Below are 16,403 nucleotides of genomic sequence, written 5' to 3'. Positions count from 1 at the left end.
AAGAAGTGGAATTATTTATAATGAAGAAAGTGATATTGATATAAATTATAAGATTTTATCAGGGAGAGAATATGTTGCATTGATTATATATAGTATTTCATTCAATATGTTTAAATTAATACTTAAAACCTATAACCCAAAAAGTGAAAGATGGGTTAATAATAAAAATATTTTTATTGCTAACCATTCATATATAGATACTTCATTTTGCATAATCAATAATAAAGTACATTCATTAATTATTACTGATGAAGTTAATAGTAAATCACTAATATATAAATACAATGATTTAGATAAGGTCGAATATATTCAAAGAGAACTTATTATTTATGAAGATTATGATATAAAGTCCTGTCTAGTTATGGAAATAGACAAGGTTCTTTGGGTAATATGGATAAGCAAAGCGAAAATGTATGGGTGTTATTCTTTAGATTCAGGTCAGAGCTTCTCTAAAGCTAAAGTCTATTTAGATAATATAAAAGATAATATAAAGAAGATAGAGTTTATAGAAGGTGGACAGAATAGAGAAATATATATTAAAGATAATAATGGGAATTTTACTTTGTTTTTAGAAGAATTATTACAATATAATAATTCTTTTAATATAAATTATAAAGAAATAGCATATAGCTTTAAAGATAAAAAAGAATTTAGCTCTCAGTTAATAAAAGGGTAAAATTAAAATAAAATGTCCATGATAAAGAGGTACAAATACTAAATTTAGAATATAGATTAAAGAAGTAATGGGGATTAATATTTTTTTGTTTGAATAGAATAATGTACTACTACAAAATAAATTTTTGTAGTAAATAGAGGTATAAAGGGAGGGAATTTTATGCAGTACAATATATTAATAGGAGGAAGTGCTGGACAAGGGTTAGATACCATTAGCGATTTTTTAGAAAAAGTAATTAAAAAGTCTGGATTTCACTTGTTTTCTAACAAAGATTATATGTCAAGAGTAAGGGGAGGGCATAATTTTATACAAATTAGATTTGGAGAAAATAAAGTGTTCGCTCATAAAGATAAATTGGATTTAATACTTGCCTTAGATGAAAATACAGTTTTATATCATAAAGATAGATTGGTAAAGGATGGAGTTATAATAGCTGATAATGGGATGAAGTTAGATGATGATGTAATCTTAAAATTACCTTTATTAGAACTAGCAAAAGGCTTAGGTTTATCTAAAGCATTTACTTCCGTAGCAGCAGGAGTAATATTAAAGTATTTTTCTTTAGAAATAGAAGATGTAGAAAAATATTTTAGTAACAAGTTATCAGAAGAAATTATAAAGAAGAATATCGAAGCAGTCAAACTTGGATATGACCTTATAGAGTCAAAGTATAAGGCAAAAGGTGATGACCTATCAAAGTATATGTTGATTAATGGAAATAATGCAATAGCTTTAGGAGCAATTGCAGGAGGGGTTAATTTTTATTCAGCATACCCAATGACACCAGCAACAAGTATTATGACGTATTTAGCCAAGAAACAAACTGAAATTGGAATTGTTGTAGATCAAGCAGAAGATGAAATAGCAGCAATAAATTTTGCCATAGGAGCATCTTATGCTGGTGCTAGAGCTATGACTGGAAGCTCAGGGGGTGGAGTTTCACTTATGGTAGAAGCTTTTGGTCTTGCAGGTATAACTGAAACACCGATTGTTGTTGTAGATTCTCAAAGACCAGGGCCTGCAACAGGATTACCAACAAGAACTGAACAAAGTGATTTAAGCTTTTTATTAACTGCTGCTCAAGGAGAGTTTCCAAGAGCCGTTATTAGTGTAAGAAATGCGGAAGATGCATTTTATAAAACTGTAAAGGCATTAAATTTAGCTGATAAGTATCAAACTTTAGTAATTTTATTAACAGATCAGTATTTGGCTGATGCAAATATAACAGTTCCTAAATATGATTTAGCTAATGTTAAGATAGAGAATTATATATCTAATGGAGAAGAATTGTTAGAAGATGAAGAATATAAGAGATATAAGATTACTGAAAGTGGCATATCTCCTAGAATGATTCCAGGAAATAAAAGGGGAGAAACAGTCTTAGTAGATAGTGATGAGCATACTGAAGAGGCACATATTACTGAAGCTTCAGATGTAAGAAATGCTCAAATGGAAAAAAGAATGAAAAAGCTTCAATTAATTAAGAATGAGATGGAAGAGCCTGAATTCATTGGTAATGAAAAGTTAGATATTTTATTAGTTGGATTTGGTTCAACTTATGGAGCTTTAAAAGATGCAATAGATGAATTGACTAGTGAAGGGAAAAATATAGGAGCATTAAGTTTTGGAGATATATATCCACTTCCAGAAAAAACTTTAAGACAATATGCAAAGATAGCTAAGAAGATAATAAATGTAGAACAAAACTATACTGGGCAATTAGGAAAGCTTATTACTCAAGAAACTGGAATTCTAATGAGTAATAGCATATTGAAGTATGATGGAAGACAAATAACTGGAAAAGAGATTGTTGATAAACTAAGAAGGGAGGAGTTTTAATGTTAGATTTAAATATTTATAAAAGTAATGATGATAATGCTTGGTGTCCTGGTTGTGGTAACTTTGGAATACTAATATCATTAAAAGAAACTTTAGCTGAATTAAATTTAAGACCAGAAGATGTAGTACTAGTATCAGGGATAGGTCAAGCAGCGAAAACACCACATTATCTTAAAGCTAATGGTTTTAATGGACTTCATGGTAGAGCTCTTCCTCCTGCTCAGGCAATAAAGATGGTTAATAAAAACTTAAAGGTGATTGTAACTAGTGGAGATGGAGACTCTTATGGAGAGGGAGGAAATCATTTTATACATTGTATAAGAAGAAATATAGATATGGTTCACTTAGTTCATGATAACCAAATTTATGGTTTAACTAAAGGACAAGGATCACCGACAACAGGAATTGGACAAGTAACATCAATGCAATTTGAAGGTGTGTATATGGAGCCTATGAATCCATTAGCAATTGCAATAAGTGCTGGAGCTACATTTGTTGCAAGAAGCTTTTCATCTGATAAAGCACATCTTAAAGAAATGATTAAGGCTGCAGTAAATCATAAGGGGTATGCTTTAGTTGATATAATGCAACCTTGCGTAGTTTTTAATAAGGTGAATACTTATAAGTGGTATAAGGATAGAATATATAAATTAGATGATAGTTATGATTATACTAATAAATATGAAGCCTTAAAAAAGGCAGAAGAATTTGGAGATGAGGGAATTCCTATTGGAATAATTTACAAAGATAATACTAAAGAAAGTTATCATGAATCACATCCAGTATTAAAGAGTGGCGTAAATTTAATTGATAGAAAATGGGATTCTTATAATACAGAAAAATTAATTGATGAATTCTTATTTAATTAAAATATTTGCTATTTAGTTTTGACATAAATTAATATCTTTAGCATAGAAGAATATAAATATTATATGACTTCGACTTGGATTTTGCCACGGAGAAAGAAATATAATATTTATATTCATTTTTTATTTTAAATTATTTAAATAATCCTTTGCTTCATTATAATTTCCTTGAAAAATAATTCTATCTTTTACTTTTTCTAAAGAGAATTTATAAAGTGGATCGTAATATTCTTTTAAAAATAATTCTATCCAATATTTATGATACTCTGTGTTACCTGTAGATAATTGGTTTTTATAAGCAAATTCAAGCTCGGTTATAACTTTTTTGAATTTATCTCCACCTAATCTCTTTTTTAACCTATCCATACTGGAATATATGTAATTAAACCAGTTATTTAGCCCTTCTTCGTATCCATATAAGTTAGTGTAGTCAATTTGAGCTTCAATAACATATTCTCTTAATGTATTTTCTATACGTTCTTCTAGAGGTGAAGATAAAAGAACTATTTCCCCAGAGCGAAAGTAACTAAAAAATTCTTGAGGAATAAAATTTTTACCTATATTTTTCCCTTCATCTTCAAAAACAATATATTTATAGCCTTTATGTTGTTTTTTTATCAAATCATAAGCTAAGTTATTTTCAAAGTTTATTTGAGTTGGCTGTGGATTAACATGAGCTCCAAAAGAAGAACCTCTATGATTAGCTATTCCTTCTAAGTCAATTGAATTCTTTAATTCTTTTAATAACTTGGTTTTTCCAGAGCCAGTATATCCAGTTAATACTATTGGAATATAGTTTTGATTTTCTCTTGAAAGAGAATCTAATAAGTAGTTACGAAAAGCCTTATATCCTCCTAGTATTCTTGGAATATCTTTATTCAATTCTGTAACTATCCATTCTTGGGCTATTCTAGATCTTGAACCACCTCTAAAACAATAAACTATAGCATTAGGGTTTGATTTTATAAAACTTGTCCATAGGCTAACCCTATATTCTTTAATTTCTCCAGAAACAATATTATAACCAAGTCTAGTGGCTTCTTCATTTCCTTTTTCTTTATAACAAATACCGATTATATGTCTTTCTTCATTATTTAGTATTGGCATATTGATACTAGTTAAAAAAGCTCCTTTTTCAAATTCTATAGGAGCTCTTACATCTATTAGTGGAATATTATTTAGAACTATACTTTTAAAATCATTAGTTTGATATAATTTTTTATCTATCATAAATTCAACCTTCTAAATTAGAATATTTACTTAATATTAAAAATTATATACAAATAGTAAAAAAATTTCAATTATTGTGACTAAGTTACATAAAAATAATTATTTATGAATTACAATATAATTATAAAGAATTACATAGGAGATGGTAAGATGTTTGGATTATTTAATAAAAGCACTGGAAAGGTTATAAATGTTAATGATATTGATAATTTAATTGGAAAGATTGACTTAATAGATATAAGAGAACCTTTTGAATATAGAAGAGGAAGTATAAAGACTGCAAAGAATATACCTATGGGAGAGCTTTTAGAAGAACCAGAGAAGTATTTAAATAAAGATAAGGAATATCATATTCTTTGTCAATCAGGAGGAAGAAGTCAAAGAGCCTGTAGTAAGTTAACTGGCTTAGGTTATGATGTTGTAAATGTTTCTGGTGGAGTAGGTTCTTATGCTGGAAGCAAGAGAAAGTAAGTAAGAAGTAAGAAGTAAGAAGTAAGAAGTAAGAGTGAAGAGATAAGAAGTAAGTAATAAGTAAAAAGAAAGAGTTAAAAGATAAAAGTTATTAAAATTAAGAAAACTTAGCTTGCTAAGTTTTTACAACAACTATTAGTTCTTAACTCTTAACTATTAACTTAATTAAGGAGGTTTTTGATATGAAAAAAATATTAATAGTTGGTGGAGTTGCAGGCGGAGCATCAGCTGCTGCAAGATTAAGAAGATTAAGTGAAGAGGATAATATTATTATGTTTGAAAAAGGACCTCATGTTTCTTTCTCAAACTGTGCACTTCCATATCATTTAAGTGGAATAATTGATGAAGCTGATAAGCTAGTTCTTATGAGTCCTGAAAAATTTAAGGCACACTATAATATTGAAGCAAGAGTAAATAGTGAAGTAATTTCTATAGATAGAGAAAATAAAGAAATAGAAGTGAAAAACTATTTAAGTGGAGAAGTTTATAGAGAAAGCTATGATAAATTAATTTTATCTCCAGGAGCAAGACCAATAGTACCTAATATTCCTGGTATTGAAAAAGTAAATGTATTTACAATTAGAAATGTAGTAGACATAGATAAATTAAATAAATTTGTTAAAGATCTTAATACTAAGGATGTAGCAGTTATAGGCGGTGGATTTATTGGAGTAGAAGCTGCTGAAAACTTAAGGGAAGCAGGATATAATGTTTCATTAATTGAAGCTCTAAATCAAATATTAAAACCTTTTGATTATGATATGGTTCAAATATTACATAAGGAAATTTACGATAAGGGAATTAATTTAATTGTAGGCGATAAGGTAGAGAATTTTGAAGAAAATAAAGTAGTATTAAATTCTGGTAAAAAGATTAATGCAAAAGCTGTAGTAATGGCAATAGGAGTTACCCCTGAAACTGCTTTAGCAAAGGAAGCTGGACTTGAAATTGGAGTAACTGGAGCCATTAAAGTAGATAGTAATTATAAAACAAGTGATGATGATATATATGCAGTTGGTGATGCAATTGAAGTTTATCACGCATTAAGTCATAGTGCAACAAAGGTATCTTTAGCAGGGCCCGCATTAAAGCAAGCAAGATCAGTGGCTGATCATATTAATGGGAAAAAAGGAATAAATAAAGGTTATATAGGATCTTCAGCTATAAAGGTATTTGATTATAATGCTGCATCTACAGGGTTAAATGAAGGACTTATAAAAGCATTAAATATGAATATAAACTATGATATAGTGAGATTAATAACAAATGATAAGGTAGGAATTATGCCAGATTCTAAGCCTCTTCACTTTAAATTATTGTTCGAAGTACCAACAGGAAAAGTCTTAGGGGCACAAGCTATAGGATTAGGTGATGTAGCTAAGAGAGTAGATGTAGTGGCTACATTAATTAAACTAGGTGGTACAGTAGAAGACTTAAAGGATTTAGAACTTTGCTATGCACCACCATATAGTACAGCTAAGGATGTTGTAAATTATGCAGGATATATTGCCTCTAATTTATTAAATGGTGATTTTAAACAAGTTAATATTGATAAAGTAAGAGAGTTAGTAGAAAGTAATGCTTATATTATAGATGTAAGAGAAATTAGAGAGTTTGAAAATGGACATATTAATGGAGCAAAGAATATTCCATTAAGTCAATTAAGAGAGAGAGTTAATGAAATACCAAAAGACATTCCAGTTTATTTACATTGTAGAACAGGTCAAAGAAGTTATAATGCTGCTTTAGCGTTACAAAATCTTGGATATAAAAATGTTCATAATGTAACTGGTAGCTTCTTAGGATTATCATTCTATGAATATTATAATGATAAAACTACAGATAGAGAAAGTATAGTTACGAAATATAATTTTAGATAGTATAAAATTTAAATGAATATTAATTAAACTACAATAACTAAGGAGCTGATAATACAGCTCCTTTCTCATTTATTAATGTTATTTACTAGAAAACCCTTGTTTTTCCATTGTAGCTTTAACTTTTGGAGAATAATTTAGCTTGTAAAGTTCAGAGGTTCTAGAACTCCAATCTTTTTCTTTGTCATATCTGCCAATTTCTTTTAAATATAGGCTCATTTGTTCATCATAGGAATCAATTGAGGCTTCAACAATTTCTTTATCATATTTTTCTAAATGTCTATAACTATCAAAAGGAATTCTTGGTTTCTTATTGGAGTTGTTAGCTGGATAACCAACTACTAATCCAACTAATGGGAATGTATATTTTGGAAGATCTAAAAGCTCAATGACTTTTTCAGGATCTTTTCTAACGCCGCCTATTGGAACTACACCAAGACCAAGTGATTCTGCAGCAATTGTAGCTGCCCCTAAAGCTATTCCAACGTCTACAGAACCAACTTCAGTACCTTCAATATATTCATGAACTATCTGTTCAACATTATTCTTTTGAGCAGCAAGGTATGTTCTATAAAAGTCTATTAAAAAAACAAGAAATACTGGGGCTTCTGAAACATAAGGCTGATTTCCAGTAAGTTCCGCTAATTTTTCTCGTTTATCTTTGTCTCTAACTACTATTATAGTTGTTTGTTGACCATTTATAGAATTTGGCATAGCTTGAGCACATTTTACTATTTCATCAATAACATCATCTGAAATGTCTTTATCTAAGTATTGTCTTATTGATCTATGATTCTTAATTATTTCTATTGTATTATTCACTTATATTCACCACCGTTTATATTTAATTTTATATCCTTATAAGGAAGTATAGGCTTATTAAGAATGAAAATCAATAGTTTAAAAGTTAATTTAATACAATTTATTTTCTTGAAATCATTTTGTAATATACATTAAGTTTCTAAGAGTATATATTTTTTATTAGTTTTATAATTAATTATACGAATTATTTATACTATTGTGCTAAAATATAGAGTATAAGATAAAAAATGTAAAACATATTGTTCATTGCTAATAGTATATTTTCATTAAATTAGTAATAAAACAATATCGAAATGGAGAGTGACATTATGAAAAAAGTAGAAGAAAGATTTCTAGAATATGTTAAGATTAATACAAAATCTGATGAAACAACAAGAGTAACTCCAAGTACTAAAGGACAATTGGTACTTGCTGAAAAATTATATAATGAATTAAAGGAATTAGGCTTAAAAGATGCAAGAATAAGTGAGCATGGATATGTATATGCAACTTTAGAAAAAAACTGTAATAGGGACTTACCTTCAATAGGATTTATAGCTCATATGGATACAGCTCCTGATTATAGTGGAGAAAATGTAAATCCTCAAATTATTGAAAATTATGATGGTGGGGATATTAAATTAAATGATTCAGTAGTTTTATCTCCTAAATTTTCACCAGAATTAAAACTATATATAGGACAAAGATTAATTACAACAGATGGTAATACTCTTTTAGGAGCCGATGATAAGGCTGGACTTGCAGAAATAATGACTGCAGTTGAATACTTAATTAATCATCCAGAAATAGAACATGGAGATATAAAGATAGGTTTCACTCCGGATGAGGAAATCGGCGAAGGCGCGGATCACTTTGATGTTGAAGGCTTTGGAGCAGATTTTGCTTATACTATGGATGGCGGAAGAATAGGAGAATTAGAGTTTGAAAACTTTAATGCAGCAGGTGTTAAAGTGAAAGTTACAGGTGTTAATGTTCATCCAGGCTATGCTAAAGATAAAATGTTAAATTCTATTATGGTAGCTAATGAATTTATTAATAGCCTACCACTAGATGAAGTCCCTGAAAAAACAGAAAGATATGAAGGTTTTTATCATCTTACAGATATAAATGCAACAGTTGAAAATACTACATTAAGTTATATTATTAGAGATTTCTTTACTGATACTTTTGAAGCAAGAAAAAATAAGCTTAAAGAAATAGAAAAAGAATTAAATCAAAAATATGGTGAAGGAACTGTAGTAGTAGAAATTAAAGAGCAATATAGGAATATGAAAGAAAAAATTGAGCCTGTTATGCACATTATAGATAATGCTAACGAAGCGATGATAGAAGCAAATGTTACTCCTAATATTAGACCAATAAGAGGAGGTACAGATGGTGCAAGATTATCATTCATGGGATTACCAACTCCTAATATATTTGCTGGAGGAGAAAACTTCCACGGAAAGTATGAATATGTACCAATTGAATCAATGGAAAAAGCTGTAGAAGTAATTGTAAATATAGTAAAAAGATACGGCAAATAATGAAGAATGAAAAAATGAAAAAATGAAAGAATGAAAAGATTATAGATAAAAACTCCCTGTTTAAGGGAGTTTTTATAAAATTAATTTAAGTAATTTGGAACAAATTACAACACTAGTCATGAAATATTTATAATATCAATGCATAATTAAAGGAATAAACTCCTTTGGAGTTTAAAAATTTCATAATTCAGCTTGTCTGAATTATTTCCTGAATTTTTCATTTTACATTATACATTATTCATTTTTCCTTGGGGGTGTTTTTATTAATAATTATGATATTTATATTTTAGTTAAGTTAATATTAAGTATATATATAGGATGGACAAGTATAGATGAAAATAAACTTAGTTTTATAGTTGTATCTTTTATAGTAATTTATATTATAGTTATTTTCATTAAGGGAATGTTAGCAAATAATAAAACTTATTTTAAGTGGATTTCTGTAATTGAGGGAATTTTAATATTATTTAGTATTAAATATATACCTTTAGCTATTTTAATGTTTAGCATATTGATGGTGGAGTATATTGTAAAAGAAAAGAAGCCTATTTTTACATTATCATTTAGTTTTTTACCAATACTTTTTTTAATAAATGATAGTAATTTTAAGAATGTAATTATAATATTTACTCTCTTACTAGTATTAATAATTAGTAACGAAAATAAAAATAATAAAATAAAAGATATAGATTTAAATCAAGAAGAACAGCGAAAGACGATATATAGCTTGCAGAAAAAGTTAGCTGATGAAAGAGATATACAGGAACAAATTCTTTATACAGCAAGATTAGAAGAAAGAAATAAAATATCAGCAAGGCTTCATGATAAAATAGGACATACTATTTCAGGTACATTATTACAGTTAGAAGCAAGTAAGTTTGTTTTAGAAAATGATAAAGAAAAAGGATTTTCTATGTTAGATAATTGTACAGAAAATTTAAGAAAAGGTATGGAAGAAATAAGAATGACATTAAGAAACATTAAGCCAGCAGAAGAGGAACTTGGAATTAACAGGGTAAGAAAAATTTTAGACGAGAAAATTAAGGGAACAAAAATTAAGGGAAGAGTATCATATAGTGGTGACTTAGAGAAAATTAATACTAATTTGTGGATAGTTTTTATAAATATTATAATAGAGTTAACTACTAATTCAATTAAGTACTCTAATGGAAATTTCATTGATATAAAAATAGAAATATTAAATAAATTTATAAAGTTGGAAGTTAAAGATAATGGATTTGGATGTAAGAAAGTTCAAAAAGGTATTGGGTTAAGAAATATTGAAGAAAGTGTAAGTAATTTAAATGGTAAATTAATTATTAATAATGATGAGGGGTTTGGAGTTATTATTTTAATTCCATCTTAGGGAGGAAATATGAGTATAAAATTAGTAATTGCAGATGATGATTCTTTAATTAGAGAAAGTTTAAAAATTATTTTATCTTACGATAAAGATATAGAAGTTGTAGAGGTTTTTGAAAATGGAAAGGATTTAGTTGACTTTTTGTTGAAAAATAGAATAGATATAGCTTTAGTAGATGTTAGGATGCCAATATTAAATGGAGTTAAAGCAACTTTAGAAATATCAGAGAAGACTGAAACAAAGGTAATAATTTTAACCACTTTTGATGAAGATGAATATATAAGCGAAGGAATAAAAAATGGTGCTAGGGGATATTTATTAAAAAATACTAAGCCAGATAAAATTATTGAAACTATAAAAATGGTTAATGAAGGTATATCAGTTATACAAGAAGAAATTTTAAACAAGCTTAGGAGTAATATAAAAACTGATAGGGAAGAAAATATAATAGATAAAAACTTGTTTAAAGAAAGAGAGCTAGAAGTAATGAAGGCTATTTCTGAAGGCTTAAGTAATAAGGAAATATCTAAAAAACTGTTTATTTCAGAAGGAACTGTCAAGAATTATATTACCTCTATATTACAAAAAACTAATTTAACCCATAGAACTCAAATTGCAATTTATTACATAAAAAAGTGGAGAATATAAATAATAAGAATAAAATACATGACTTTTGTCATATGTTGAAAATGACCTTTGCTAGATTAATTGGCAAGGTCTTTTTTATATAATAAAATTAAGAAATATTTAGGAGGGTTATTTATGAAGGTTATTGAGGTTAAGGATTTAGTAAAAAAATATGATAATACTATAGCAGTTGATAATATTAATTTATCTATAGAAGAAGGGGAGATATATGGAATATTAGGGCCTAATGGTGCAGGGAAAAGTACACTTATCAGTTTAATATGTTCATTGTTATATCCTAGTTATGGAAAAATAAAAATACTAGGAGAGGATATAAGAAAAAATTCAGTTAGTATAAAAAGGCATCTAGGATTAGTTCCACAGAACTTAGCCGTATATAACGAGTTTACAGCCTATGAAAATGTTAAGTTTTTTGGCGAGCTTTATGGATTAAGGGGGAAGGAGCTAATAGAAGCTATAGATAATGCTTTAGATTTTACTGGACTATTAGATGTAAAAAAGAAAAAAGCTAATGAGTTTTCTGGAGGAATGTTAAGAAGATTAAATATAGCGTGTGCTATAGTTCATAAGCCTAAAATATTAATTATGGATGAACCGACAGTGGGTATAGATCCACAATCAAGAAATAATATAATGCAGGCTGTTAAGCAGCTAAATAGTATTGGGGTAACTATAATATATACAACTCACTATATGGAAGAGGCAGAATATTTATGTAGCAAAATTGCAATTATTGATAGAGGTAAAATAATTGTTGAAGGTTCAAAAGAAGAGTTAAAGGATATTGTAAGTGATAAAAGGATTTTCAATATAGGAGTTGATGATATTTATAAGGTTAGCATAGAAGAGTTGAGAAATATAGAAGGAGTCTTAGATATTTCAATAGATAACAATGATATTACTATAACTTCTTCAAAGGATGTAAATAACTTAAACAAGATAATAAAGGAAGTTTCTAAAGAAGATTTAAAAATTAATAATTTAGGGTTCAAAGAAGTAACTTTAGAAACTGTATTTTTATCATTAACAGGTAAGAAGTTAAGGGATTAGGAGGGAGAAATATGATTGTAATTATTAAAGCAGTAATTTTAAATTGCCTTAGAGATAGAAGAAATCTTATGTTTATGATATTTTTCCCTTTATTCTTAGTTTTTTTAATTGGCAACACCTTATCATCTTATGTTAGTAAGATGAATAATAGTTCAGCTATAGATGAATTAAATATCTACTATTACAATGAAGGGAATAATCAAATTAATGAAGTGTTCAATACATTTGTAACTACAGTTAATGAAAATGAAAATATTGAAAAAATAAATATAAATGAAATAGATAGTATTGAAGAAGGTAAAAGAGAAGTTAGTGTTAACAGATCTATTTTCTTACACTTAATAGATGGTACTATAGAGTTTTATTCTAATGATGAATCATATATAAAATCATCTTTAGTGTATGGAATATTAGAAGGAGTAGTTAATAGATATAATTCAGTTATTGAAGTATTTAAAATTAACCCTATAAAAGGGGAAGAAATAATAAGAAGTGGAGAAAATGTAGATTTTATTGAAGAAAAAAATATACCTCATGAGAATAGTCCAAGTTCTATAGATTATTATGGAGTAGCAGAAATAGGACTTATGTTATTTTACTTTATAAATTATCCGCTATTTTGTGTAAAGGAAGATAAAAGATGTAATATTAAAGATAGAATAAAACTTTCTGGAATATCTATAAATAAGTATTATCTATCAAGTTTTATAGGATATTTTATATTTTCATTTGGAGTTTCACTTGTAACGTATATTTTAAGCAATATATTATTTAATGTTAATTATGGAGATAACTTGTTGATAATGCCACTTGCTATGATACCTTTCTTAATTTTGGTTAATGGCTTGGGAGTTGTGGTACCTATTATTTTTGAAAATGATAAAGTACCAGTAACCATATTGCAAAATGTAGCTATACCAGTATTAACTTTTATAGGAGGAGGATATATTGCAATATATGGTGAGATGGATGGATTTCTTAATTTAATAACTAAGATATCACCATTAAGATGGTTTAATAGTAGTATTTTTAGATATATTTATTCTGGAGATAAAAGCACATTGTATAATTGGCTGATATTTGGCTTTGTAACATTAATAGTTATAATTATTTCAATCTATCTATTGTCAAGGAAGGAGGATAATAGCAATGAAAAATATATTAGTATTAATTAAAAATAATTTAAGAGTTGATATATTGAAAAATCCTTTTGGATTTATAATATCGCTATTAGCTCCTATATTTATACTTTTCATTATGTTAAAAATAATTGGTACAAGTTCTGGATATATTAATATAGGGATAATTGATAATGATAACAGTAAAAGTAGTGAAATAATAGAATTATCATTAAAAAAACAACAAGGTTTTAATGTAAATGAAATTAAAAAAGAAGAAATTGATAATTTATTTTCAGAAAAAGCTATATCTGTAGCAATAGAAATAGAAGAAAACTTTGAAGAGTCTATGATTAATGGAGAAATAAATAAAATTAAAGTTACTGCAGTTGAAAATGATGGTATAGGAAACTTAATTAAAGAGCTAATTAACATGGAAATGAAAAATATTAGTGATATTTCAATTGCTAGTGATAGTAACAAAGAAATTTATTACAGTTCTTTAGAGAATTATACTAATAATGCATCGATTAGCATAAAAAAACAAGGATTAAATGACTTGCATAATGATTATTCATCAAGTCAAATGTTTATAGGTTTCTTAATAATGTTTATGCTAATAAGAGGTATGATGGGAGCATATAAAATATTCGATGAAAAGAATGCAAATATTTATATGAGGATATTTATGGCACCAGTTAAAACTTCTGAATATTATTTAGGTCATATTTTAACTGGATATATTTCAATACTAATTCAAGTTGCATTAGGAGTTTTAAGCACAAAAGTGCTAAAATTAGAAACGGGGTTAACTAGCTTTGAATTATTTATTATATTAGCTTTAGTTGGATTAGTATCAATTAGCCTTGCTTTATGTTGTAGTGCTTTTTCTAAAAATAGATCAGAGGCTTCTAATATATTTAATTTTGCTAATATATTAATATTAATGCTTGGAGGTGCTTTTGTACCAGTTGATATGCTTCCACCATTAATAGAGAAAATATCATATTTTACTCCAGTTAGATGGGCTATGGAATCTATATTAGCAATTCAGCAGGGTTCTAGCTTTAGTGGGATTTATAAATATCTATTTATGATTCTATTATTTGCAATTGCATTTTTTGTAATAGCTGCATACAAAACAATGAGAGAAGAAAAGAAAATAAACATCAGTTAATGGAAAATGAAAGAATGAAAGAATGAAGAAATTAAAAAAATTAAGGAAAAAACTCCCTATTATAGGGAGTTTTTAATTGTTATTTTAAGTAATTTGGTACAAATTACTACCTTAATTATGCATTATCCATTACGCATTATGCATTAGTAGAATTTTCTGTATCAATTATTTCACTTTTTGGTTGTATTGTAGGTGTTTTTTTATTTACAAAATCATTTATTACTTTAGATAAATCTACACCAGTTAAATCTTTTAACACCTCAAATCCATTAGCAGCTACATCCGTTACTATTTTTGAAACTTTTGAAGCTCCTTGATTTCCACCATTATCTATAACAGTTAATTTATCAATTTGTTCTAATGGACTTGCAACTTCTTTCATTACATCTGGCAATCTATTTACTATCATTTCTACAATAGCAGCTTCTCCATATTTAGCCATAGCTTCAGCTAATCTATCCTTAGCTTCTGCTTCTGCAATTCCTTTTGCTTTAATAGCATCTGCTTCAGCTAATCCTTTTGCTCTTATAGCAGTTGCATCTGCTTCAGCTTGGATTTTTTTAGCCTCAGCTTCTGCGATAGCTTTAACTTTTATTGTTTCTGCTTCTGCTTCTGCTTTTTTTATTGCTTGTATTTTATCTGCTTCAGCGGCAACTTCTACTTCATATTTTTTAGCATCTGCTGGTTTTTTTATTTCAGCAATTAATTTCTTTTCTACAACTAAAGCTTCCTTTTCAGCAAGTGCAGCTTGTTGTTCAGCTAATAATGCATTATTTTCTGCTTCTTGTAATTTATATGCAACGTCTGCATTAGCTTTTGCTTTATCTTGTTCTGCTCTAAAGGATTCTAACTTTAGTTTTTTATCTCTTTCACTTTGAGCAATTTCAGTTTCAGCTGCAAGTTTGGCTTTTTGACCTTCTCTTGTAGCAACTGCAGTTTTGATTTCCGTATCTCTTCTTCTTTCAGCCTCTGCAATGTCAGCTTCTGACTTAGCAGCTGCTATTTGAGGTTTAGCTCTATTTTCTAAATAACCACCTTGTGTACTAATTTTTAAAATAGTATATGAAATTAATACTAGTCCCATAGATTCAAGTTCATTTCTTATGTCGTCTTCTATTCTTTGTTCAAAAGAAGCTCTGTCTTCATTAATTTGTTCAACTGTTAATGTAGATACTATACCTCTTAATTTACCTTCTAATATTTGTTCTACTATAGTTCTAATTACATTAACTGTATTTTTTTCTCCACCATTAGAAAATTGCTCTACAGCTTTTAATACATTTTCGGTATCATTTTTAACCTTAACTACAGCGGTACCTACTATATTTACAAATATACCTTGTTTTGCAGGTGCTTCATTTACGTCTGTAGTCATAGAGATATTTTCAAGAGAAATAGTAGAAGCTGTTTCAAGAATAGGAATCATAAGGCCGCCTCTGCCTAATAAAACCCTTTTCCTTAGACCTGTAATTACCATGGCTTTATCAGCAGGAACCCTTCTCCAGAAAGAAAGGAAGAGTATTAACACTACAACTACAATAATTATTATAGGTAGTGCACTAATAAGTTTTTCAAGTAAAGCATTCATTATTATTTTCCTCCATTTATTTAATATATACACAAATATTTTAACATATAATTACAAATAAAGTAAAATTTTAAAGAATATTTTTGATACAAATATTATGTGATATAATTATTGTTAATTAATGGAGAATGTTTAGAATATATAAAATTGTT

Annotated in this window: 14 protein-coding genes; 11 read left to right on the top strand and 3 right to left on the bottom strand. The window is 27.8% G+C overall.

The window, feature by feature from the left end; translation table 11 throughout:
- The 3 genes from QK892_RS13890 to QK892_RS13880 form a co-directional block, all read left to right on the top strand.
- Positions 1-676, top strand: a 676-nt coding sequence (locus tag QK892_RS13890; RefSeq protein ID WP_317274139.1) for a hypothetical protein, incomplete at its 5' end; no start/stop codon positions are given.
- Positions 677-835: 159 nt separating this feature from the next.
- Complete coding sequence (locus QK892_RS13885) at positions 836-2,515, top strand: 2-oxoacid:acceptor oxidoreductase subunit alpha (protein ID WP_317274138.1); 1,680 nt, start codon at positions 836-838, stop codon at positions 2,513-2,515.
- The gene (locus QK892_RS13880; protein ID WP_317274137.1) at positions 2,515-3,384 is read left to right on the top strand and encodes a 2-oxoacid:ferredoxin oxidoreductase subunit beta; all 870 of its coding nucleotides are present in this window, start codon (positions 2,515-2,517) and stop codon (positions 3,382-3,384) included. The genes QK892_RS13885 and QK892_RS13880 overlap by 1 nt, the downstream gene beginning before the upstream one ends.
- Positions 3,385-3,504: 120 nt before the next feature.
- Here the strand turns inward: QK892_RS13880 and mnmH are convergent, their stop codons facing one another.
- Positions 3,505-4,611: a tRNA 2-selenouridine(34) synthase MnmH gene (mnmH, locus tag QK892_RS13875; protein ID WP_317274136.1), complete on the bottom strand. Its 1,107-nt coding sequence runs from the start codon at positions 4,609-4,611 to the stop codon at positions 3,505-3,507.
- Between the two features lie 150 nt (positions 4,612-4,761).
- On the opposite strand from mnmH, the gene QK892_RS13870 reads away from it, so the two are divergent.
- Positions 4,762-5,082 carry a rhodanese-like domain-containing protein gene (locus QK892_RS13870; protein ID WP_317274135.1) on the top strand — a complete coding sequence of 107 codons (321 nt, stop codon included), beginning with the start codon at positions 4,762-4,764 and terminating at the stop codon, positions 5,080-5,082.
- A gap of 182 nt (positions 5,083-5,264) precedes the next feature.
- Positions 5,265-6,962 carry an FAD-dependent oxidoreductase gene (locus QK892_RS13865; RefSeq protein ID WP_317274134.1) on the top strand — a complete coding sequence of 566 codons (1,698 nt, stop codon included), beginning with the start codon at positions 5,265-5,267 and terminating at the stop codon, positions 6,960-6,962.
- A 78-nt stretch (positions 6,963-7,040) separates the two neighbouring features.
- On the opposite strand, the gene QK892_RS13860 is transcribed toward QK892_RS13865, so the two are convergent.
- Positions 7,041-7,781, bottom strand: a complete 741-nt coding sequence (locus QK892_RS13860; RefSeq protein ID WP_317274133.1) for an NADPH-dependent oxidoreductase — start codon at positions 7,779-7,781, stop codon at positions 7,041-7,043.
- A 293-nt stretch (positions 7,782-8,074) separates the two neighbouring features.
- On the opposite strand from QK892_RS13860, the gene pepT reads away from it, so the two are divergent.
- From pepT to QK892_RS13830, 6 genes are all read left to right on the top strand, one after another.
- Complete coding sequence (gene pepT / locus QK892_RS13855; protein WP_317274132.1) at positions 8,075-9,307, top strand: peptidase T; 1,233 nt, start codon at positions 8,075-8,077, stop codon at positions 9,305-9,307.
- Between the two features lie 403 nt (positions 9,308-9,710).
- Positions 9,711-10,673, top strand: a complete 963-nt coding sequence (locus QK892_RS13850; RefSeq protein WP_317274131.1) for a sensor histidine kinase — start codon at positions 9,711-9,713, stop codon at positions 10,671-10,673.
- A 9-nt stretch (positions 10,674-10,682) separates the two neighbouring features.
- Positions 10,683-11,318, top strand: coding sequence for a response regulator transcription factor (locus QK892_RS13845; protein WP_317274130.1), 636 nt, complete (start codon positions 10,683-10,685; stop codon positions 11,316-11,318).
- A gap of 114 nt (positions 11,319-11,432) precedes the next feature.
- On the top strand, positions 11,433-12,368 hold the full coding sequence (locus tag QK892_RS13840; RefSeq protein WP_317274129.1) for an ABC transporter ATP-binding protein: 936 nt from the start codon (positions 11,433-11,435) through the stop codon (positions 12,366-12,368).
- 11 nt (positions 12,369-12,379) lie between these two features.
- A complete protein-coding gene (locus tag QK892_RS13835) occupies positions 12,380-13,543 on the top strand; it encodes an ABC transporter permease (protein ID WP_317274128.1) in 1,164 nt (387 codons plus the stop codon).
- A complete protein-coding gene (locus tag QK892_RS13830; RefSeq protein WP_317274127.1) occupies positions 13,518-14,663 on the top strand; it encodes an ABC transporter permease in 1,146 nt (381 codons plus the stop codon). The genes QK892_RS13835 and QK892_RS13830 overlap by 26 nt, the downstream gene beginning before the upstream one ends.
- 136 nt (positions 14,664-14,799) lie before the next feature.
- Here QK892_RS13830 and QK892_RS13825 read toward each other — a convergent pair whose 3' ends face one another.
- On the bottom strand, positions 14,800-16,251 hold the full coding sequence (locus tag QK892_RS13825) for an SPFH domain-containing protein (protein WP_317274126.1): 1,452 nt from the start codon (positions 16,249-16,251) through the stop codon (positions 14,800-14,802).
- Between the last annotated feature and the right edge of the window lie 152 nt (positions 16,252-16,403).

The organism is Clostridium lamae (genome assembly GCF_033043255.1).
GTDB lineage: Bacteria > Bacillota > Clostridia > Clostridiales > Clostridiaceae > Clostridium > Clostridium lamae.
This window is presented reverse-complemented; position numbering and strand designations above follow the sequence as displayed.

What these genes read in the sequence shown, in the direction of transcription:
- QK892_RS13840 (WP_317274129.1), top strand. Translation starts at nt 11,433, where the DNA reads ATGAAGGTTATTGAGGTTAAGGATTTAGTAAAAAAATATGATAATACT.
- QK892_RS13880 (WP_317274137.1), top strand. Translation starts at nt 2,515, where the DNA reads ATGTTAGATTTAAATATTTATAAAAGTAATGATGATAATGCTTGGTGT.
- mnmH (WP_317274136.1), bottom strand. Translation starts at nt 4,611, where the DNA reads ATGATAGATAAAAAATTATATCAAACTAATGATTTTAAAAGTATAGTT.
- QK892_RS13830 (WP_317274127.1), top strand. Translation starts at nt 13,518, where the DNA reads ATGAAAAATATATTAGTATTAATTAAAAATAATTTAAGAGTTGATATA.
- QK892_RS13870 (WP_317274135.1), top strand. Translation starts at nt 4,762, where the DNA reads ATGTTTGGATTATTTAATAAAAGCACTGGAAAGGTTATAAATGTTAAT.
- QK892_RS13865 (WP_317274134.1), top strand. Translation starts at nt 5,265, where the DNA reads ATGAAAAAAATATTAATAGTTGGTGGAGTTGCAGGCGGAGCATCAGCT.
- QK892_RS13885 (WP_317274138.1), top strand. Translation starts at nt 836, where the DNA reads ATGCAGTACAATATATTAATAGGAGGAAGTGCTGGACAAGGGTTAGAT.
- QK892_RS13825 (WP_317274126.1), bottom strand. Translation starts at nt 16,251, where the DNA reads ATGAATGCTTTACTTGAAAAACTTATTAGTGCACTACCTATAATAATT.
- QK892_RS13835 (WP_317274128.1), top strand. Translation starts at nt 12,380, where the DNA reads ATGATTGTAATTATTAAAGCAGTAATTTTAAATTGCCTTAGAGATAGA.
- pepT (WP_317274132.1), top strand. Translation starts at nt 8,075, where the DNA reads ATGGAGAGTGACATTATGAAAAAAGTAGAAGAAAGATTTCTAGAATAT.
- QK892_RS13845 (WP_317274130.1), top strand. Translation starts at nt 10,683, where the DNA reads ATGAGTATAAAATTAGTAATTGCAGATGATGATTCTTTAATTAGAGAA.
- QK892_RS13850 (WP_317274131.1), top strand. Translation starts at nt 9,711, where the DNA reads ATGTTAGCAAATAATAAAACTTATTTTAAGTGGATTTCTGTAATTGAG.